Consider the following 20,815-nt stretch of genomic DNA (forward strand, 5'->3'; position numbering starts at 1 on the left):
CCGTTCTATCTGAATTTTGAATAGAACGGATTATCCCTACTTGATTCCAATTTAAATGACGTCATTCATCGGATTTTTCTACAATATAATATTCTTTGAATTCTTCCTTTTCTTCAAGGAATTCTTCTCTTCTTTTCCATACCACAAGAGCTATGATCGTGATTATAATATAATTGACTGCTTGATTTGCTATGTCATGATTTAACAGAGGTAAAAAATAGTCTGTTTCCTTTGTAATAAAGCCATTTACCAAGACACAATAAACTGTCATGGAACTCAAGAAAGAAATGGCGAAGTTTAAGATTTTCCCTATTAATCCAAGTTTTCGATGGATCATTTTGAACAGAGCGGAATAGATTATTACTGCCAATATTGCTGCCAGTACATCCCAAAAATATATGGCATATCCGGATGAGAATTTTACTGAAAAATAGTGGTGAGTATAGTACCAGCTTGCTATAAATACTGCAAGTTTATCAAGTGCAAACAGGCTGATTTTTACAAATGTTGCTCCTGCAAACAGAATAACGCCCAAGTATAGTATAATTAAGGCTATAAAAATGATAACCAAACCAATCATATTATTTTCCTCCTATCTGAATAATTTTCTTTTTCTTATAATATAACGCTCCCGTTCTAATTTATCAAACCTTTATTTTCCATATCTTCGATTAAAAAACAAAAAAAATGGTGGATAAACAGCTCTATCAGCTATTTACCCACTATTTTAATTTTATTCTTTACAATTTTATTCTTTACAATTTTATCTCTCTACACTTTTCTCTTTTTTGATACCGCCCTGTTCCTTTGATTTTTCGCCTGTCTTTTCCTTATACTCCTTTAACTTACCAAGTGCCGAAGATTTCTTTGTTTCCTTTGTAGTTTGATTTGTTTTAACCTGCTCTTTGGCTTTTAACAGCTTTGCGGAATAAACTTTAAGAGACATATATTCCTTTCCATCCTTTCCTTGTGTTAGATTTTCTTTTCCGAATATATGGACAAAATCTCCTTTTTTCAAATTTTCTACACTGTTTACCTTATCGTTGTATGCTAAGCAGTTGGTATATTTTACCTTCCCTTCTTTGTCATTTTCAGCAATCGCAAAACTTGCAACGGTAAAATCTTTACCGTCTTTCGAGGTCAAATTTTTAATTTCTATATCCGAAGCAATGTTGCCATCGATATTTATAGTATTTACTTTTTCCTTATTTTCCCCTGCCTTGTCAGTCATAGCATTGGTGTCATCTTTTACAATTTCCTCACCGGATAAAGCACTGTTCTTATTCTCTCTTCCACTTTCTAAATCAGGTGCTTCCATCTCATTTTCATCTATATAATCATAAAATTTTTCATCAACTAAGCCCATAATCTTATCATTCATATAATTATCATAGGCAACATCAAGGGTATCTTCGTTTTCTATTCCTGTTTCCAAAGATATAATTCCTTTTACAAAATCGCTATGATTATACTCTGCTAAAAAAGATAAGGTCTCTTTCATCGTTTCAAAGTTATTGTTTTGCATATCGGAAATGCTTTTTAAATCATTTGCATATCGTCCGTTATCCCATTCAAATTTTCCGCTTTCCTTGTTTTCTTTAATCCCTGTTACAAGTACAAACTGAGTACCTGAAAACAATATTGCCTGATTGTCCTTCACATCTAAAACTGTTGTATTTTCACTTAATGCTGTTTTTACAATATCGCCTTTTTCTAATTTCATTATTTATTCCTCCATTCAATCTTCTTTGTATTTGTATTTTTCATCGTTAAAATTGAAAAAAGAGTACCTATAAAAGACACTCTATCCCAGATATACTCACATATTTTTTATTTTTCATTTATTTTATAATAAGGTTTATCTCACCTCCTCAAAGCATTCCGCCTTATTTTCTCTTTTTTCCGTTTGATTGATTTGCTCCTTATATCCGTTTAATCTTCCCATTACCGAACTCTTCTCTTTTTTATCAAAATCACCGACATTTTGAACATTGCTGTCTCTAAAATCAGCATCATACCTGTCTATTACTCCGTCTAAATCCATATCCTTTGAGAGCGGATCATAGAAATTACCGTCGTCATCAATTTCAAGTCCAAGTGCTGCTTTTAACTTTTCTTCATCAACATATACCAATTCATTAAAATCCCAAAGTGCAATACCTGTTTTTATTTGTATAAGCTCCTTTGTATCACTTGCATCAAGCGGATTATAGGTGTAACTAAAACTATCAATTAAAGTATTATCTACATAAGTATTCATTTTATAATTGATTAAATCAAGACTTGTCTGTATCTCATGCTTTTCATCCGGTGTAGTCGTATAAGCCAAACCTATATCTGTCAAATCAGGAAACATTGTATCAAAATCTTCTATACTATGTGCTTCATCATATTCTTTGTTTAGAAAATGAATCAGTTCTTCCTTCACTTCTTCTAAAAGTGGATTTTTCTCTTCTTTTATATCTTCTTTTTGTCCCATATCAAGCAAATTATTTACCTCAGCAAGTCTTAATGTCTTTTCTTTTAAAAGCTCTGCCTGTGGAAATTTCTTCTGGGTTTCAAGTTTTGCCGTTTCAAATTGATTTTCGGTATCTTTAAGTTTTCCAAGTGTCTGCTCCAATCTCTCAGGCATTCTATCAAGGACATTATCCATTCTTGTTATATTTCCTATCTCATCAGTTCCAAACTCTCCGTAGTGGCTTTCTTCTCCTTTGAGATTGAATTTATACTGATTTGAAAAACTGTCATAATATACAAATAAATCAAAGTTTCTATATTCTCCGATTTTCACTTCTTCAAAGCGGAAATCATCCAATTTTTTTATTCCCTTTATCCTATTTATTAAAAATTCTCCCGCTTGCTTTTTATCAGTATACTTTCTCCCGCTTAAAGTTAAAGAGGTGAATTTTGATGATGTTTCTTTATCTGCCATTCCCTCTGTTTCTTTGTTGTTTTCACCTATATTTTCCAAAGCAGTCTGAGCGTATTCTTCTGTTTTTGCTGTTTTTGCTATTTTTGCTGCCTTTTCATCTCCGTATGGCTCTACTTTTTCTATATCCTTTTTCAAATTTTCTATTTTTTCTTTCAGGCTTTCAATTTCTTTCGGATATACCTTTACAACCTTATCCTCCATTTTATACAAGTTGGATTTGAAGTTGGACTCCAGCATTTTAAGTTTACTTACCTCAACATCAAGATCCATCTTCTCACGAATAAGAGGATTTCCTGTAGCAAGTGCCTTGATTTCCGCATAATTCAAAGTTGCCTCATCGACATCTTCTGCAACTCTTACAGGTGTTTTACTTGTCATAATTTGAGAGATATATTTTTGTTTGTTTTCAAGCGTTTGGAAAAGGTAGGCATCAAAGGTATTTTCCGTTATATACCGAAAGATATGAACCTCTCTATTTTCATTGCCCTGTCTTACAATTCTTCCTCTTCGCTGCTCCAAATCAGCCGGTCTCCATGGTATATCGAGATCATGGATAGCAATTAGCTTATTTTGTGCATTTGTCCCTGCACCCATTTTCTGTGTTGAACCGAGTAATATGCGGATTTCTCCTTTTCGCACCTTATTAAAAATAACATCTTTTTCCTTGTTATTCTTTGCACTATGAATAAACTCTATTTCATCTTCGGGGATACCCATTTTTATAAGTTTTTCCTTTATATCATCATATACATTAAATTCACTTGATGGTGTAGACATATCACAAAAAATTAGTTGTGTAGACTTCTTATCCCTGTATTTATCCCATATACTAAATACATTGCTTACACAGGCATTTACTTTACTATTTTTATCATCAGGAAGCAGGGGATTGATTAGCCTTTGGTCAAGTGCCATTTTCTTACCGTCATTTGTGATAAGAAGCATATTGTCAACACTTGAATCTACCTGCTTTTCTCTAACCTTATCCGCTCTTTTGGAAAAAGACTTGAGTATCTCCTTTTGTTCCCCAGTCGGCTTTGTCTTTATAGTCTCATAATGGGCATTTGGAACAGGAAGATTTAATACGTCAGATGTCTTTATATCCATAAACTGTTTTACGATATTCATCAGTTCCGGAAGGTTATAGAATTTCGCAAATCTGGTCTTACTTTGGTATCCGTTACCTTCAGGATTAAGTTCAATTGCTGTAACAGTTTCTCCAAATGTAGATGCCCAAGAGTCAAAATGTTGTAGGTGCATTTTCTTTAATTCATCATATTGCAAATATCTTTGCATAGTGTAAAGCTCTGCCATGCTATTGCTTACGGGAGTTCCTGTTGCAAAAACAATCCCTTTATTATTTGTAATCTCATCCATATATCTGCATTTCATTAACATATCGCTTGATTTTTGAGAGTCTGTTGTGGTAATTCCTGCTACATTTCGCATTTTTGTAAATAGATACAAATTTTTAAATGCCTGTACCTCATCTACAAATAGCTTATCGATCCCTAATTCTTCAAAGGTTACAACATCATCTTTTTTATAATCATCATTTAGTTTCTTTAGTTTTGCTTCCAAACCTTTCTTGGTTTTCTCCAATTGTTTTACCGTAAACTTCTGGTCTCTTTCCCTTTTATACTCACTGATAAATTCCACAATTTCATCAATTTGACTTTGTAGTTCATACTCTTGTCGTTCTTTAGAGATTGGAATTCTCTCGAATTGACTATGCCCTATAATTACCGCATCGTAATCGCTTGTAGCAATCCTTGAACAAAATCTCTTTCTCTTATCCGGAGTAAAATCCTTCTCCGTTGCACAAAGGATATTGGCTGCCGGATACAGTTCATTAAACTCTCTACCGAACTGTTCTACAATATGATTTGGAACAACAAACATGGCTTTGTTGCTCATTCCAAGTCGTTTACTTTCCATAGCAATCCCTATCATTTCAAAGGTCTTGCCGGCTCCTACTTCATGGGCAAGCAAGGTGTTCCCTCCGAAAAGTCCTCTTGCAATCGCATCTCTTTGATGAGGTCTAAGTTCTATTTCAGGATTCATTCCATCAAATGTAAGGTTACTTCCATCATATTCTCTAAGCCTTATTGAATTAAACCTCTCGTTGTATTCTTTGACAAGCCTTGTTCTTCTGTCTATATCATCGAAAATCCAGTTTTTAAACTCTTCTTTGATGATTTCCTGCTTACTCCTTGCAAGCATTGTTTCTTCTTTGTTTAAGACAGAACTTTTCTTTCCGTTTTCATCTACAATTTGATCATATACATTGGTATCTCTAAGGTTCAATGTATCTTCAATCAGTTTATATGCACTTACCCTGCTTGTTCCGTATGTGAAATTAGCAAGGTCATTTCCTTTATCTATACTTTTACCTTCTACTCTATATTCCCCTGTAAAGTTGGTATATTTGATATCAATATTCCATCTGTTTGAAGCAGATGTCTTTAACAGATGAAACATAAAGCTCTTATAATCTTTCTCAGGTATCCAAGTTGCTCCCATTCTAACGGTTATTTCACTTGCCTCGAGTTCTTTTGGCATTACTTCCAATAGTTTTTGTTTTTGATAATTAAGACTGAATAGTTCTTTTTTTAGAGTAATATTATCCTGTTTCAATAGTTCTGTATCAGTATTTTGAGCTTGTTCATTTTGCTCAAGTTCATGTTCTACATTCTTGATATACGAATCTATTACTTCTATCTTTTCTCTAATATTCCCGGATAAATATTCATCAGCAGTTACATAAGATCTTGAAAAATCTCCCAAATCTACAGCTGAAGAAAAAGGAGTCGTATCACTTGGATCAAATCCATCTAAATTTAAAAATATTTCTCCCTTTAATCCTTCAATAATTTCTCCTCTTGTTTTTTCAGTGAGTTTTTCTATATAGTCAAAATTGACTTTCCCTTTTTGAGAAATAGATAGAATAAGTGCTTCTGTCAGATTATCTGTATGAGTGATCGCAACGGCTTTCTTAATCGTTCTTTTTGTAAATATATCGGATTTCCCGATGAAGTTGCCTTCCTTATCCAGCTTTTCCAAAGTGGAAAGTAGAGAATAGTTCGCATCTTCACGAAACAACTTTTTATTTGCCTTACTATTTAAAATTCCGTATTTTTTGGAAAACTCATCATAAAGGCGATTTAGATCCTCTTGTTTTTCTTTAATTTCTGTATCGGAGTAATCTTCTTTTTGATAGGAAATTACCTGTCTTAATATTTTTTCGATCTCAAGATATGACTTTACTTTCTCCTCATCAACTTTATTTAAATTCAATTTTTGCATTACGGAATTTTCTCTAAAATATACCTTGTCATCAATTACTGCATAAGAATAGTTTTTCACACTGTCATCAGCAGGAATTGTTTCTGTTTCAAGTTCTTCACCTAATTGTGCTTTTTCATATATGCCGCTTATATTTTTTATAGCTATATTTAATTTTTCTTCTAAAGAAATTCCTCCATCATCCACACAGGCTAAGGCTGTTCCAAATTTGCTTGATACTTCTTCCATATTTCCAAGCACCATATCGGGATTATCTATAAAGTATTTATTATATGTTAATCCCTTTTCATCGGTATCAAGTTTTACCCAATCCTCATCTAATTTTAGTAATCTGTCTCTTTTTTTAAGGAAGATTATATCACTTGTTACCTCTGTTCCAGCTTCGCCTTTAAACGTGTTATTCGGTAACCTGATGGCTCCTAAAAACTCTGCTCGTTCACTAATATATCTTCTGATATCTTCACTTTTTTTATCCAATGTTCCGTTTGAGGTTATAAAGGCTATTATTCCGCCGGAACGTACTTTATCTAAGGTTTTGGCAAAGAAATAATCGTGGATAAGAAAGTTGTTTCTTTCATACTCACGATCCGATATTTTATATTCTCCAAAAGGTACATTTCCTATTGCTATATCGAATAAATTGTTTGAAAAAGTTGTTTCTTCAAAGCCTTTTATCTGTATGTTAGCGTTAGGATACAATTTACTTGCTATCCTACCACTAATACTGTCAAGTTCCACTCCATAAAATTTGCTACTTTGCATACTCTCCGGAAGATTTCCGAGAAATCTCCCGGTTCCCATACTTGGCTCTAAAATGTTTCCGCTTTCAAATCCCATATTGGATAGAGCCTTATAGATACTATCTATTACAACCTTTGGTGTATAAAAAGCGGTAAGAGTGCTTTCTCTTGCTGCATCATATTCAGATTGTGATAAGTTTTCTTTTAGAAAATCTCTTGCCTTACTCCATTGTCCCTGTTTTTCTTCATCAAACACATCAGAAAGTCCACCCCATCCGACATACTTGCTTAATATGTCCTGTTCTTCCTTTGTTGCATGACTATGTCGTTCTTCGATTTCTTTTAAAACTTTGATGGCTTCTATGTTATTTTTTAGTCTTTCTGAAGGTGGCAAGATCTCATCTTCTCCTGTTATTTTGTAATTGATTGGAGGAATACTTCCTGTATCATTTATTACATCTAAATTATGGTGTAAAAGTTCCGACTTATCTTCTCCTAAGTTAAGACTTGGCTTAAACTGATCAAGAGATTCTCTTTTTGCATATAGATTTGCTACTGGTCTCTCCTGAGTATATATCACTTCCGTCATCAGTTTTTCTGTATTTGAGACAAGTTGTAGCCTGCTCATTCCAACGGGATTAAAATTATTTCTGGTAATTTCATATTCTTTATTTTGAAAGAGAACGGAAAGTCCTTGTTTGTTATAATCTTCAATATCTAACAAAATTAGATCTTCATCATTGATACTTTGTTCTTGTAGCTTCTCTGTTGTAGATACGATCTCCAAATCAAGTTCACTTTCATTTCTGAAAGGAATAATCTCACTGCTCGTTATAAAGCCGTTTAGATAGCCTTCATTATCATCTAATTTTATCGTTTTATATGTTTTATAATCCTGAATTTCTGAAATTACATATTCTTTACCCTGATATTTTACCTGCATACCTTCCTGATAGATTGGCACCTTTATCTGCTCTTTCTTTTCCTCATTTGCTTTATCAATTTGCTGATTGATATAACCGGTAAGCATTACATTTCTATGATTATCATCAAGCAGATAAGGAAGATTTTGAAGCATTTCATGATAGCTGTCGTATTGAATTGCGAGATTGGAACTTAACATATATCCGTTATATCTTAAATTTTGTTTTAACTGCTTATTTTTCATATCCAAAACAAGCTCTGCCTCATAACCTTCTTTTTCATCAATGTTATCTGTTATATGCTCCGGTGCTTTTAAAAGATCTTCCAATATATTTTTTTCATCCAAAATAAATTCTTCGCTTTGAGGATGAAATTGATATTCTCCTACATCTTTTACCTCTTTAAAAATCAGAGCAGATAAAATTTCTTTCTTATCTCTTAACTCCAATACCTTTGCTTTTTCTTCTTCTGGTAAATTAATATTAAAATGTATTTCATTTTCTCGGTTGATATAGGCAATATTTTGATAGGCATCATCTATTTTTAAGTTTCTGTTATACACATAAATATCATTATAATAATCAGGAAACTGTTCATTAAAACTTGCCACCTCAAAATCAAAACCGCCTTTTTCTTCTGTTACCTTATCCGATGAAATTTCATATAGCCCTTGATTCTCAAGATAAAATACATCATTAAGATCTGTTAGATTCACTTCTTTCATACTTGTAGCAATCTCGTCAAAAAGTGCATCGATCTTGCTGCTTTCCTCAAAGGTTATTCCTTTGTATAGAGGATAGACTTTACCTTCAAAATTGTCATTACTTGGATATACCTTAGTTCCTGTTTCATCCAGAGAAATATCTTTTACTTTATCTTGATCCATAACTGCATAGTAATTACCAACTTTGACTGCAATCTTATCTTCGGCAGCCGTCTTTGCTATGTCATCTTCTATCTCTGTTTCTAAAGCCTTTATTCTTTCTAAGAACCTGTCAACATTACTGGAATAAATTAAGCTGTCCGTATTGTTGTATGCTACTCTATATTCACCATCATTATTTTTGAAAAAAGTAAAACGGGCTAAATCGGATAATTCTTTATCTTCCTCAAAAGGATTATATTCTTCAAACTTTGAACCATCCGTATATGCAAAGTTTTTAAAATACGGGAATAACTTCTTATAATCTTCCTCATTTGATACCACAGTCATAGACTCTTTTTCTAAAATATCCTTTAAGGTATTATCTATATCTTCTGCATTGTGTTCTTCGGTTTCTCTGCTTATATTCATCTGTTCATAAAGATACTGAAAATCTCTTTGGTTTACTTCATTTCCATCTCCAATATCTATTCTGAAGTGTTCTTCCACTTCTCCGTCTACAATATGATCAAAATAGAATTTAGAATAACCTACCCACTCGTCAGTCATTTCTCCATATTCGTCTTCACCTACCGTTTTGTTATGAACTCTGATTTTTTCGTCAAGCTCTTTGATTTCATCAAGCAATTCTTTAGTAACAAGTTCTCCGGCATAATTTTTTTCTATAAGACCCAAGCCTTCATTAAATTCTACAATCCAATAATCTCTACCATTCTCTGTTTCAGAAACAGATTCTTCTTTGAAAGGCTCATTTCTATCTGCTATATTTTCTTTTATATCTTCCCTGTTTTCTGTCTGCTCTGTAAGCTCTTCCTTTTCTATATATCTTCCACTTTCAATAAGAGTTTGTATCCTTTTTGCTGCCTGATTCCAGTTTAGAAAAATATCACCACAATTTTCTTTTTCAAGCTTCATTCCTTTGGCATCGTGCCACTCACTACTACCTCTTGCACCGGATAAAGCGTGAGAATGCCCTCCTGTTCCATATTCTTTTTTTAGAAACTCCGCTCGCTCTTGAAGAGAGTTGTTTTCATTAAAAAAGTTATAAATTCTTTTCTTACCATCAGAAATACCGCTCCCTCTTCTAAGGTTCTCATCCATTTCATCTTCTGTAATAAACCCCTTAATCTCTGGAATTTTCATCATATTTGAAATAAAATCTTTTCTTGGTATCTCTAAATCCTGTAATCTTTGTAGAATTTCTTTTGTTTTATGATAATGGAATCGTAAAATACTTGGGTTTTTATAATAATCTTGTAAAAAGGTTTCGTATTCTTTTCTTAACATATTTCTAAATTCGAGATTTTTTAAGTTTTCTGCAAGTTCTTCAGTTTTATCCGGATATCCTTTTTTTTCATCTCCGTTGAGAATTGGCAAGTAGCTATTTCTTACTTCATCTGCAAAATCGCCTTTTAAAAACCATAACTTTTCTGCAAGTTCTTTTCTCTCAAAGGAAAAAGCTTCTGCCACCTCCACATTTGTGGCATATTCTCCCTTATCAATCAATTCTCCGATACGTCTTGCTGCATCTTGCCACTGAAAAATCTGCATAGGATTTTCGCTTGAGGAAACATCATTAGACAAATGTATTCCGTCATTTTCATACCATGCACAAACATTATTTCCTCTTACTTCATATCCATTTCCGCCTTTAAAAGTAGTTTGAAGAAAATCAGCCAATTCTTCCATACTTTTCCCCTTAGAGTATTCGGCTAAAACCTTTAAGCGTAAATTGTCCTCATTTCCTCCATGAATCAAAACAGTATCAATTTCTTCTTGCTGCATTGCTAATTCAAATCTTCCCTGAATTCCTACGTTTTGAGCAAAAGAAAAAGAAGCCCTATCGACTTCTTTCCCTTTATTTCTTATATGATCTTGTTCTATTTTCTGTATATTCTCTTCATGATACTCATCTATGCCCAAACGATCTGTTCCATCGCCATTTTTGTAAGTGTCATGTCCAGATTCTTCTTCAGTCCTGCGTACTTCAGAAAGTCCTGATCCTGCATCTTGGTTGTCATTTCCCAAGCTTCTTTCATTCTCGGTTCCTCTATATCCAAGAAATTCTCCACCTGTTCCTGAATATCCAACAGATGATTCATTAGGCTTTCTTCCATCAGCATAATCTGATACTCTTCCCCTCTTTCCTCTTTGAGATATTTCAGTCTCGCTTTGCCAAATTGATTCAGTTTGCTTAAGTTCAATTTCTCCGGCATTTTCATATTCGGAATTAACACTTCCGATCCATCTTCCATCTTCTCCAATCTGTAAGTCCCTCCCTGTCTCTCGAATGGACTCTCTTTCACGATTGGCGTATAAATCTCGCTTTCCAGAATGTATTCCTTTTTCGCCAATACTACCGTTTCTTTCATCTTCTAAGCCTCCTTCTTTTATTTCTTTTTCATTTTCTATAATTTCAGTAGTTCTGTTAATTTCATCTGCAACATTATTATAACGCTCCTTATAGTTTTTTGTCTGCTCCCTTTTTTGAATTTCTGAAAATTTTTCTCTTTCTTCCACTTTTGAAATTTCTCTACCTATATCCATAAGTATTCTTTTCACATTGTTTGAAGTATAGGCAAGTAATCTGTCAATATCTTGCGTACTTGAAACTCTTGATAGCATTTCTAATTTTTCCCTATCCCCTAAAAAATGCAGTCCCATTCTTTCATATACCGACACCTTTGCGGATTCTTCTAAAAAATGGAGTATATCGACCTTACTGTTGTCTTTTAAGGTTTCATCACTTAAAGAATCAAGTGCTTTATTTAATATCTGCCTTGTATATAGCAAAACAAGTGTATTTAACTTATCTTCTGTAGAAAATATAAGGTTACTGTTTTTTTCTTTAAAGGCATCAATCAGAGTATCTAAGGCAGCTATATGCTTTTCATTATGATACTTCCATAACTTTACCTCAGAAATATTATGATTTAAGCTCACTGTTTGACTTACATCAAAAATGTATTTTATCTTTTCTCTTTCAATGTCTAAAACAGGTATTCCTTTTTCTCCCCTGCTTACATTTCTTCCGATGCTTTTCCAATAGTCATATTCCGCACAGGCGGTTGCTTTTTCATTTACCGCATATATGCTAAGCTGATTAAAATATGGATATTTATAGTTATTTCCCATTACTTTTAAATAGGTTTCATACCTGTCTATATTCTCCCTAAATTCTTCTTTTGCAAAATCAAGAATTTGTTTTACTTCATCAAATTCATATCTTGGCACTGTATCTCCCTCCTTTTTTCTTTTATTTTCATGTCTTTTTTCTTCTGCTTTATCCTTTAATGGTTTCTCTTTTCCCCAATCGTAAAATTGATTGATAGAGCCTATCGCCTTATCTGCAATATAGTGGATATAGTCGGTATTGCCTCGTCTTTTATACCATTTTTCTCTTTTCAGTCCGCTATTTTCCATGAAGGATATGGATTGTTCTACATCAGCGGTATAATAAAGCAGTCTTTGAAGCATAAAAAAATCAGCCTCTGACCTACTGTTAAAATAGCTTTCATAATTCCCATAATATACCCTTCTTAGATCTTCTCCGGTATATGAAAAATATCCTCTGTCAAATAGCTTTTCTAATATGTCCTGCTCCCCTTTGTAAAAAGTAAGAGTTGGACTTGTTTTATTTTCAGCACTAATTTTATTTATCTTGGGCATATATTTTTCATATAAGGGTTTTAACTCACTGTCAATATTTATTACTTTATTCCTGTCTCTGTCTTTTATAACATTACCGGTAACTGTAAAAAATCTATCTTTGTCATAAATTTCAAGATTTTTGTATCTTTTCCTTTCTCCCGGAACTTCACCTTTTCCGATAAAATGTAATCCTGTTTTTGATGGAGATATTTCAGCATAGGTGGAAATTTCTCTTAAAAAATCAGCTGTCATAGAATTTGCATGATAATCCATACTATATTCCATAATATCATCACTTACCTTATCGATATCTATACCGATATATCCATCTCCAAGCATAAATCCAAGACCATCTCCGATATTTCGGTTAAGTGCAGCTATACAAGCTTCATATGAAAACCATGTCGTTTTATCATTGGACTTGGCAGGTTTTCCGTTTGGCATCAAGGGTAGTTTTGTATTCCTCCCGTCTCTTTGAATTATTTTATACAAACACCAGTGTTTCTCTCTTTTTAGTTCATCAGGAATATCTTCATAATTTTTTATGATGCCATTCATAGCTGTTACCTCTACTACATTTCCATTCCCTTATCTTTTTTATGTGCTTTTACATCCCTAACTTTTTCTTCTTTCTTGATTTTTTGCTGATTTTCTTTTAATTTTTTAAGTACAGACGGTTTTTTCTCTGACTTTTCCTCCACATTTTCCTCTTGGTTTTCTTTTTCTTTTGTATTTTGCTCCTTTTTTTCTATCGGGGTTTGCTCTTTATTTGCACTGTCTTTTTCCAGTTTTTCTTCATCTTTTTGGATTTCCACGGATAGATTATCAAGCTTTTCAAGGCAAGTATCGAGTTTTCTTTGTTGAGCCTTGATAAAATCCTGCATGGAGTTTACCAATCCTTTTACAATTCCTATTTTCATCTGCATAAATTTTTCCTGTGCTTTCGTAAGGTTATAGGAAAGCTGATGTTTCATATTGTCATACAAATGTTTGATACTTCCAACGGCTTTTTCCTGTAAATTAATGAGGGTATTGCCTACAGTCTTAATATCTCGCACAATCAGTGAACTTAACCCTATATTTTCCATTTCATTTAATCGTTTGATCTCGGCTTTTAATCCAGTGATTTCTTCCTTGAGTGCTTTTAACTCTTCAATATTTGCATCAAAGTCCTTATTTTTCATCTCATCTTTGAGTTCCTCTGCTATATTAAGCTGTATGCCTGTATGTTCTTCTAAAAAGTCGGCTGTTTTGGTATATTCCTCTTTAATCTCCTGCATAACATTTTTTGTCTGGTTTCCCTGTGATTGTAATACTTCGTTCTTATCCATACTGTCCTCCTTCGTTTTTTCAATCATTTTATTCCTCCCTTTACCTAATCCATCTTAGCTCCGTACTTCCGGTATATCCCACCTCCCATAGAAACCAAGCAAAGGCAATCCCGCTACTTTTGGATTTCCAAAACTCTCCGTTCTTAGCGCAATTTAATCTTTTGGAAAATACATATACTCTTTTTGGTGGATACTTTCTAAATAACTCATATCTTTTTTGACCTTCTAAAAATGCCAGTCGAAAGAGCATCGCAATCTTTACCTTTTCTTTTGAAATCTCAAGGGCATGCTTTAAAAACTCATTTGCACAAAAATAGGGTGGATTCGTTACTATATCCATTTTATTTTCTGTTACTGTAAAAAAATCAACTTCTCTTTCTTCTCCATAGCCTCTATAACAAATATCTGTCGCTTTTACCGTATAACCGTATTCTTCTAAAATTTTTCCGATATGTCCCATTCCGCAAGCAGGCTCGTAGACTAAAGATGTAAACTGTTCTCTTTTCAAAAGTTCATGGGTTGCTCTTTTATCTGTAGCATAAAAATCCATTTTCTCTCTGTCTTTACTGAATTTTATTAGAGTATCAAACATAGACTACTCCTTTTTGTAATGAGTTAGTTCATTTCTTATCTCATGTTCTATTGTATTTAAAAATTCTTCTTTTGAAGATTTTCCCTGTGAAATATTCGCTAACTCCATTTCCCACTTTGCAGTTGTTTCTGCTGATTTAAAGGTATCAGCTACAATCGTTACAAGACTGATTCCCTTATGTGTAGCAATAAGGTTTTTCTTATCTCTTTCAATAAAACCTTTGAAAATTAAGTGTTCAATGATTCCTGCTCTTGTTGCAGGAGTTCCCAGTCCTTTTCTCTCAACTTCCACATTCTTATCTAAACTATCATTTCCGGCTATCTCCATCGCCTTTAAGAGCGTATCCTCTGATAGCTTTTGTCAAGGGTATTTAAGAAATTTCTTCGTCTTTTTTGTAACTCACATCTTCACATTCTTTCTGAATAAGTCTATTTATTTTATCTGTGATTGTTTCATCACTGGTTTCGCTGAAATGCACTGTAACTTTATAGTTTGTTTTTCCAATTTTTTTGCTAAATGTGTTTTCAACTTTGTTTTCTTCATCTGTCATTTGCCTCCTCCTTTCATCGCAATAAAAAAAGCGATTAGATTTTTTACTTTTCTAATCGCTCTAACTGTTTTGTTGTATTAAGTGATGGAATGCGTTTTAAGACTTGCTTTTATCTTAGGCATACTCTGAATGCCTCTTTTAGCTGCAATGCTCTAAAAACACCTCTCCGTTGTCTTGTATCATACTTATAAATACTTTCCCTCGCAAAAAAGAGAAGCAGAATATTATTCCACTTCCTTGATTATTCATAAGTAATTTATATTTTACTTCCAATCCAACATGGCTTTTTCTAACTCTGAAAAATTACAATTTGCTCTTCTGATAGTTCCTGTTTCCTTTTGCTTCTGATATAATTTTTCCACCTTTTTCAAAACCTTTGTTTTTACCTTAAGGCAAAAAGCATATTCTTTTTCAAATAAGTCTTTGTATCTGATGTCATCAAGCTCGTCAAACTCAATTCTTTCATAACAACCATTCGGTACAGGTATCATTTTCTTAATATCCAATATAGATAATATGTGCATTTTTTCTTCATCAGAGTAATATTTGTATATATCTCCATTTATAGTAATGTTATTATCAATTACTTCATAAATCAAAAAATGCTCATCAGAAACATTCTTCCATCTTTTGTGTTTTTCCTTTGCAGAAGATATTGGAATAAAATAATTATAGTTTTCTATCCCAACAATAATTCCAACAAATGGTTTAATACTGTTTCTATACGATGGGTTGTAATAAACTTCTGAATCTATTTGATTTAGATATTCAAGATAATCAGGATTTACAGTATAAAATCCATATTTAATCGCTTCTGCCATTGCCTTCTCCTAAAAAAAACAGAGAGGTTTCATCCTCTCTGTTCACTTTAATGCTTCACCTTTGGGATATAGGTAGTGAGACACCTTCTTTAATGCTCCACCTTTAATGGTAGTGGGACACCCTCTTTATTTACTGAAAGTATAACAGATATTTTTAGAAATGTCAAATTAGTAAATTCCCTAAACGCCACTTTCTTGTCATTTATATTATACCCTATTTCTCCAAAAAATCACTATCTTTCCTCATTCCTGTAATAGTCTTTTGTCTTTTCTTTTCGTTTTTCATAAGCTTCTTGTTGCTCTTGATACTTCTTAATCTGTGCAATGACACTTGGTTTTTCTCCTCTCTTAATTGCCTTGTCAATCTCAATAGATAGGTCTATGCCATAATCCTCATTGACCGTTTTTACGGCATACTTGATATGATTGATACTTTCGTATTCTTCTTTGATTTTTTGAGATTGTCTGTTGAGTTTTGATATTTCACTTTCAAGGCTTTGAATTTCCTTTTTCCAGTCCTTTATCTTGATAGCCGATGAGCCTGTTATTTTTTCAAGGATTGCCCTTGCTCTTTTGTACTTGTCAATCTCGTCTTTATGGGAATTGTAAAAACTATCTTTGAATAGGGATTTACTGTTCCATTCCTCAAAGACTTGTTTGTTATCTTTGATGATGTCCGCATAGGTGAAGCATTTATTTAAGCTTTCTATCCTTGCGGTTTTTGCCTTAATGTCTTGACTAATCTTCTTATTTTTTGCTTGTAATGTGCTTATCTTTTCTTGTAGGTCTGCTATGGTCTTTAATCCGTTATCTGATAAATATATCCTTGCTTTTGAAAATCGTCTTAGGTCTGCTCCTATCTTTTTGTTGCTTGCATAGGGATTTAACTTTCTTGCTTTTTCTCCCTGTAAGTCATAATAAATACTGATGTACTCATAGAGATTAAAGAGTTCCGCCTTATTCTCATATTCTTCTTTCTTCTCTTGCTTGTATTCATCATATTTTACTTGCAGACTTCCAAGTAATGAGCCTATCCAAGATGTAAGTTTGGATAGCTCCTCTTTTAATTTTCTAAACTCTAAATTCAAGGCGATGATTTTTCTGTTTTGGTTTCCTCTTTCTGTCTGTATGCCTTTTTTCTCCATCTGATAACTGCTTGTGCCTAAATGGATTTGCGGGAGTTCTTCTCTGCCTTGTTCTTCAAAGGTGCGTGGATCAATTCTTTTATCTATGTTGTTCCTTGCCAAGTATTCGTTTGCTTTTTTTGAAAAGTTTTCTCTCCACTCTTTTGCTTTGTCAGGTTCGTTCCAATCGTTCAGATTTACTTTTCTTGATTTATAGTTTCCGCTTTTCAGTTTTATCTTTTCTCCGTTTTCATCAAGGATATATTCTTTTCTGCATTTCGGTTTCCATTTTCCCTCACTATCAATTTCTCTTAAGGTAAGTAAGATATGGGCGTGTGGTTGTTCTTCATGATCGCTTGCCGGTGGATTATGAATACTACAGTCTGCTATCATACCTTTCGAAGTAAAGTTTTCTTCTATAAATTCGCTGATTAACTTTATTCTGTTCTGTTCATTTAATTCTCTTGGTAATTCAAAGAGTAGATTTCTTGCAAGTTGTGAGTTTTTACTTTTCTCTATTTTTTCAACACTATTCCATAGGTATTCTCTGTTTGAAAACTCTTTTGGGATATGTTCCGGCAGAAATATTTTTGAGAATACAAGGTCTGTTTTTTTAGAATAGTCATGTGTTTTTCCATAGTATTCATCTTGTAATTTATCTCTTGCATTATATGCAGCTTTTGCAATCACGCTATGTCCCTTTGACCTTGTAACAATATCTACATGGGTATGCAAACTTTTGATTTCCATTGTCTTTTTCTCCTTTATCTGCTTTCAATTTTGAGATTTTACTATCCTAATGTTCAGGTGGTATCTTCGCTCCCTTTTTCAAAGGGCGCAAAGATACACCGTTTGACTACGGTGCTTTGCGTTCCTGCGGAAAGCTATTAGCTCCGCTAAGTAAACAAAAACGCTAAAGCATTTTTATTTGTTCAAGGGGGCTACTCCCCCTTAGACCCCTGTGAACTTTGCTTTTTGCAGATTTTTCAAATCCACAAAAAAGCAAAGTGTTAAAATGTTTCTCACTTTGCTCCATCTCAATCCCTAATACATTTTCTGTTTTTCTTATTCTTCATCAGCCGGTTCTTCAAAATCATCATTTGCATTTTCCTCTTTAAGATTTGGATTTTCTTCTAAGGAGATTTCTTTTTCTTTTAAATGAATTTCTGTAAGTTCTTTTAGCTTTTCTCTATTTCGATTATCGGAAAGTACATAATCTAAAAAGGCATAGATTAAATCATTATCTGTATTTTCTTCTACTCCGGTTATCTGTTTTTCAAATTTCTCAAACACGCCTCCTTTTTCTACTTTTCGTTTCGTGTCCGCCTTTCTTTTTAGCTGTGATTTCTTTTGTCTTAGTTGCTTGATTTTGTTTTCCGCCTGTTCTTTTTTCTTAGTTTCTTTTTCCAACTGGCTCATTACATTTTCTAACTCTTTCATTTTTCATTCCTCCGTTTCAATATTGTTGTGTTCCAAACAAAGAAAGGCTAAGCATCTTTCTTTGATACTTAACCTTTCAGCATTTTTTAGAATTTATCTTCTAAAAGTTTTCTTAGTTTTTCTAAAATCTTATCCCTCCTTTTTCCGATTGCTTGATAGCTTACTTTTTCTTTTTTACTGATAGACCTTAGACTTTCTTCTTTGTAGAAAATGGCTTCTATCAGTTCTCTTTCTTTTTTTGTGAGTGTAGCTAATGCCTTGTTTAATTCTTCAATCTGCATTTTGACCTCTACAATTTTTTCTAAGTCTACTCTTTCATCTATGATGTTATCTACAAAGTGTCCGTCATAATCCATTGCTGAAAATGGAATCACGTCATACTTCCAATCCTTTCTCTGAAGATATTTTTCATGCTCTGTTATCTTCCAATAGGCTTTGTAGACTTCTTCACTTACAGGTACAGCTTTCCCTCTAACATAGATGTGATATTCTTTTTTACCCATCGTGCTATCCTCCTTTTTCTGCTCTCTGTTTTTGCTTTTTGAGAATAAAAAAAGGAGGACCTCTACACTTTGGCGTAAAATGTCCTCTGAATACATAAATAAAAAAACTATCTATCGTATAAGATATATTTAATTGTTGTTTATCATCACTTAGAATGTTTTGAAATTATTTCTACTTTTCTAATCATATTTTTCCCTCAATAATCAAACAGTTAAATCAGATACTTCATCAATAAACACAAATGCAGTAAAATCTTTTTCTTTGTATGAAGCTACAATTTTTTTTGAAATGACCGAAAAATATTCTGAAATGCTTTTCTCATTTAGAATTTCAGTAATTTCACCCACTTGATAATAATCATCTCCTAAAAGTAAACACTTATCTGCAAAAAGAATTGCATAATTAGGATAATGTGTATTTATAATGCAAGATATTTTATATTCGCTTACATATTCTTTAATAATTTTCATAAGTCGTAATTGATTGCGAAAATCTAAATGTGATTCAGGTTCATCTAAAATTAAAAGTTTAGGAGAATTTACTAAAGCTCTTGCTATAAAAACGAGTTGTAATTGTCCTCCACTAAGTTCGTTACATGGTTTATTTCTTAATTCACTTATTCCCATACGAACGAGTACTTTTTCTACTTCTTCATAATCTTGAGTTTTTGGATTAGCGAAATAAGAATTATGTCCTATTTTTCCAAATAAAATCATTTCAAATACTGTATATGAAAAGGATGTTTTATGTGCTTGTGGAACATACCCCACTTGATTCAAAGACTTAAAATCTATTATTTTACCATTTATCGCAGAATACCCGTCCGTCCATTGAAGCAATCCAATGATACATTTTAGCAATGTAGTTTTTCCAATACCATTTTTCCCCATAACTGCCATAATTTCTCCCTCTCCAAGTTCAAAATTAATATGGTCAAAAATAAATTTTTCTTTGCTATAATAAAAACTTCCATCTTTGATTTCTAAAATAATATTACTCACCTCCACGAGACCTTCTATATATTATTGCGAAGAAAGGAGCTCCTATAAGTGCCGTCAAAATGCCAATTGGAATTTCAGAAGTTACAATGTTTCTTGCAATTGTATCAACCACAATCATAAAAATTGCTCCTACTAAACAGGAAATAAAAAGTAATTTATCATGATTATTTCCTATAATTTTTCTACAAATATGAGGGATTACTAGTCCTACCCAACCAACAATACCTGATACCGCTACACAAGCCGCTGTTATTAGGGTAGAAAATAAAATGATTAACCAACGAGTTTGTTTCGGATTTACCCCCAATGTATAAGCATCTTCATCGCCTAAAGAAAGCAAGTTGAGTTTCCATCTGAACATAAGCAAACCCAATAACCCGATAAATATAGGTAATGCAGAAATTAGTATTTCTCTATACGTTGTATTAGAAAAACTTCCCATTAACCAAAATGTTATTGTTGGTAACTTGTCTTTAGTATCTGCAACATATTTCACCAATGAAGTTAAGGCATTAAAAATTGATGAAACAATAATTCCAGATAAAACCAAAGTCATATTATCACTTTTCTTTTTAGAACCAGATAAAAAAAATACTAAAATAATACTTAAAATTCCAAACAAGAATGGAAGCACTGTAATGACAACTATATTATTGTCAAAAAACAAAATTCCTAATGCCGCTCCGAGCCCAGCACCTGAACATACTCCTAGGATATCCGGACTTACAAGAGAGTTTTGAAAAGTTCCTTGCAAGGAAGAGCCGGAAATAGATAATCCAGCTCCAACAATTCCTGCAAGTATAACTCTTGGTAATCTTATGTTAATAATAATATGATCTACAACTTTTAGTTCTTCATTATAGCTATTGAATACTCTATTTTTAAATACAGTTAAGATATCTCCTAGTTGAATAGAGTATTTCCCCAACATCATTGAAAATATACAAACACACAACAGAAGTCCTATCAAACTTAAAATCACACTTTTCTCACTATGTTTTCCTGACTTCAACATA

General features: G+C 32.9%; 13 protein-coding genes and 2 pseudogenes. All 15 read right to left on the reverse strand.

Annotated elements, in window-relative coordinates:
- Window positions 1–61 precede the first annotated feature (61 nt).
- The 15 genes and pseudogenes from HMPREF9333_RS10645 to HMPREF9333_RS10705 all read right to left on the reverse strand — a co-directional run bounded on the left by HMPREF9333_RS10645 (window position 62) and on the right by HMPREF9333_RS10705 (window position 20,814).
- A complete protein-coding gene (locus HMPREF9333_RS10645) occupies window positions 62–580 on the reverse strand; it encodes a hypothetical protein (RefSeq protein ID WP_005541962.1) in 519 nt (172 codons plus the stop codon).
- Window positions 581–763: 183 nt separating this feature from the next.
- Window positions 764–1,723: a single-stranded DNA-binding protein gene (locus HMPREF9333_RS10650; protein ID WP_005541964.1), complete on the reverse strand. Its 960-nt coding sequence runs from the start codon at window positions 1,721–1,723 to the stop codon at window positions 764–766.
- Between the two features lie 135 nt (window positions 1,724–1,858).
- A complete protein-coding gene (locus HMPREF9333_RS10655) occupies window positions 1,859–10,570 on the reverse strand; it encodes a helicase-related protein (RefSeq protein WP_408611230.1) in 8,712 nt (2,903 codons plus the stop codon).
- A gap of 128 nt (window positions 10,571–10,698) precedes the next feature.
- Window positions 10,699–11,157 (reverse strand): TnpV protein, encoded by a 459-nt coding sequence (locus tag HMPREF9333_RS13765; RefSeq protein WP_408611231.1) that lies wholly within the window; start codon window positions 11,155–11,157, stop codon window positions 10,699–10,701.
- Window positions 11,158–12,109: 952 nt separating this feature from the next.
- Window positions 12,110–12,994: pseudogene (locus HMPREF9333_RS13770) on the reverse strand (phage NrS-1 polymerase family protein); the annotation flags it as partial.
- A gap of 14 nt (window positions 12,995–13,008) precedes the next feature.
- Window positions 13,009–13,794, reverse strand: a complete 786-nt coding sequence (locus HMPREF9333_RS10660; RefSeq protein ID WP_005541967.1) for a hypothetical protein — start codon at window positions 13,792–13,794, stop codon at window positions 13,009–13,011.
- Window positions 13,795–13,807: 13 nt separating this feature from the next.
- Window positions 13,808–14,359, reverse strand: coding sequence for a hypothetical protein (locus tag HMPREF9333_RS10665; RefSeq protein ID WP_005541969.1), 552 nt, complete (start codon window positions 14,357–14,359; stop codon window positions 13,808–13,810).
- A 3-nt stretch (window positions 14,360–14,362) separates the two neighbouring features.
- Window positions 14,363–14,710 (reverse strand): annotated as a pseudogene (locus HMPREF9333_RS10670) (DNA topoisomerase); the annotation flags it as partial.
- Between the two features lie 19 nt (window positions 14,711–14,729).
- Complete coding sequence (locus HMPREF9333_RS10675) at window positions 14,730–14,909, reverse strand: transposon-encoded TnpW family protein (RefSeq protein ID WP_005541972.1); 180 nt, start codon at window positions 14,907–14,909, stop codon at window positions 14,730–14,732.
- A 263-nt stretch (window positions 14,910–15,172) separates the two neighbouring features.
- Window positions 15,173–15,730 carry a type III toxin-antitoxin system ToxN/AbiQ family toxin gene (locus HMPREF9333_RS10680; protein ID WP_005541974.1) on the reverse strand — a complete coding sequence of 186 codons (558 nt, stop codon included), beginning with the start codon at window positions 15,728–15,730 and terminating at the stop codon, window positions 15,173–15,175.
- A gap of 233 nt (window positions 15,731–15,963) precedes the next feature.
- Window positions 15,964–17,604, reverse strand: coding sequence for a MobQ family relaxase (gene mobQ, locus HMPREF9333_RS10685; protein ID WP_005541975.1), 1,641 nt, complete (start codon window positions 17,602–17,604; stop codon window positions 15,964–15,966).
- A gap of 315 nt (window positions 17,605–17,919) precedes the next feature.
- Window positions 17,920–18,294, reverse strand: a complete 375-nt coding sequence (locus HMPREF9333_RS10690; protein WP_005541976.1) for a hypothetical protein — start codon at window positions 18,292–18,294, stop codon at window positions 17,920–17,922.
- A gap of 86 nt (window positions 18,295–18,380) precedes the next feature.
- Window positions 18,381–18,797 (reverse strand): sigma factor-like helix-turn-helix DNA-binding protein, encoded by a 417-nt coding sequence (locus HMPREF9333_RS10695; protein WP_005541977.1) that lies wholly within the window; start codon window positions 18,795–18,797, stop codon window positions 18,381–18,383.
- 204 nt (window positions 18,798–19,001) lie between these two features.
- Window positions 19,002–19,799 (reverse strand): ABC transporter ATP-binding protein, encoded by a 798-nt coding sequence (locus HMPREF9333_RS10700; RefSeq protein WP_005541978.1) that lies wholly within the window; start codon window positions 19,797–19,799, stop codon window positions 19,002–19,004.
- Window positions 19,792–20,814, reverse strand: coding sequence for a FecCD family ABC transporter permease (locus tag HMPREF9333_RS10705; RefSeq protein WP_005541979.1), 1,023 nt, complete (start codon window positions 20,812–20,814; stop codon window positions 19,792–19,794). The genes HMPREF9333_RS10700 and HMPREF9333_RS10705 overlap by 8 nt, the downstream gene beginning before the upstream one ends.
- Window position 20,815: the final 1 nt, after the last annotated feature.

Source organism: Johnsonella ignava ATCC 51276, from assembly GCF_000235445.1.
Taxonomy (GTDB): Bacteria; Bacillota; Clostridia; order Lachnospirales; family Lachnospiraceae; genus Johnsonella; species Johnsonella ignava.

Bases quoted from the DNA above. Each gene is read 5' to 3' on its own strand.
- HMPREF9333_RS10645 (WP_005541962.1), bottom strand. From the start codon at position 580: ATGATTGGTTTGGTTATCATTTTTATAGCCTTAATTATACTATACTTG.
- HMPREF9333_RS10650 (WP_005541964.1), bottom strand. From the start codon at position 1,723: ATGAAATTAGAAAAAGGCGATATTGTAAAAACAGCATTAAGTGAAAAT.
- HMPREF9333_RS10655 (WP_408611230.1), bottom strand. From the start codon at position 10,570: ATGCAGCAAGAAGAAATTGATACTGTTTTGATTCATGGAGGAAATGAG.
- HMPREF9333_RS13765 (WP_408611231.1), bottom strand. From the start codon at position 11,157: ATGAAAGAAACGGTAGTATTGGCGAAAAAGGAATACATTCTGGAAAGC.
- HMPREF9333_RS10660 (WP_005541967.1), bottom strand. From the start codon at position 13,794: ATGATTGAAAAAACGAAGGAGGACAGTATGGATAAGAACGAAGTATTA.
- HMPREF9333_RS10665 (WP_005541969.1), bottom strand. From the start codon at position 14,359: ATGTTTGATACTCTAATAAAATTCAGTAAAGACAGAGAGAAAATGGAT.
- HMPREF9333_RS10675 (WP_005541972.1), bottom strand. From the start codon at position 14,909: ATGACAGATGAAGAAAACAAAGTTGAAAACACATTTAGCAAAAAAATT.
- HMPREF9333_RS10680 (WP_005541974.1), bottom strand. From the start codon at position 15,730: ATGGCAGAAGCGATTAAATATGGATTTTATACTGTAAATCCTGATTAT.
- mobQ (WP_005541975.1), bottom strand. From the start codon at position 17,604: ATGGAAATCAAAAGTTTGCATACCCATGTAGATATTGTTACAAGGTCA.
- HMPREF9333_RS10690 (WP_005541976.1), bottom strand. From the start codon at position 18,294: ATGAAAGAGTTAGAAAATGTAATGAGCCAGTTGGAAAAAGAAACTAAG.
- HMPREF9333_RS10695 (WP_005541977.1), bottom strand. From the start codon at position 18,797: ATGGGTAAAAAAGAATATCACATCTATGTTAGAGGGAAAGCTGTACCT.
- HMPREF9333_RS10705 (WP_005541979.1), bottom strand. From the start codon at position 20,814: ATGTTGAAGTCAGGAAAACATAGTGAGAAAAGTGTGATTTTAAGTTTG.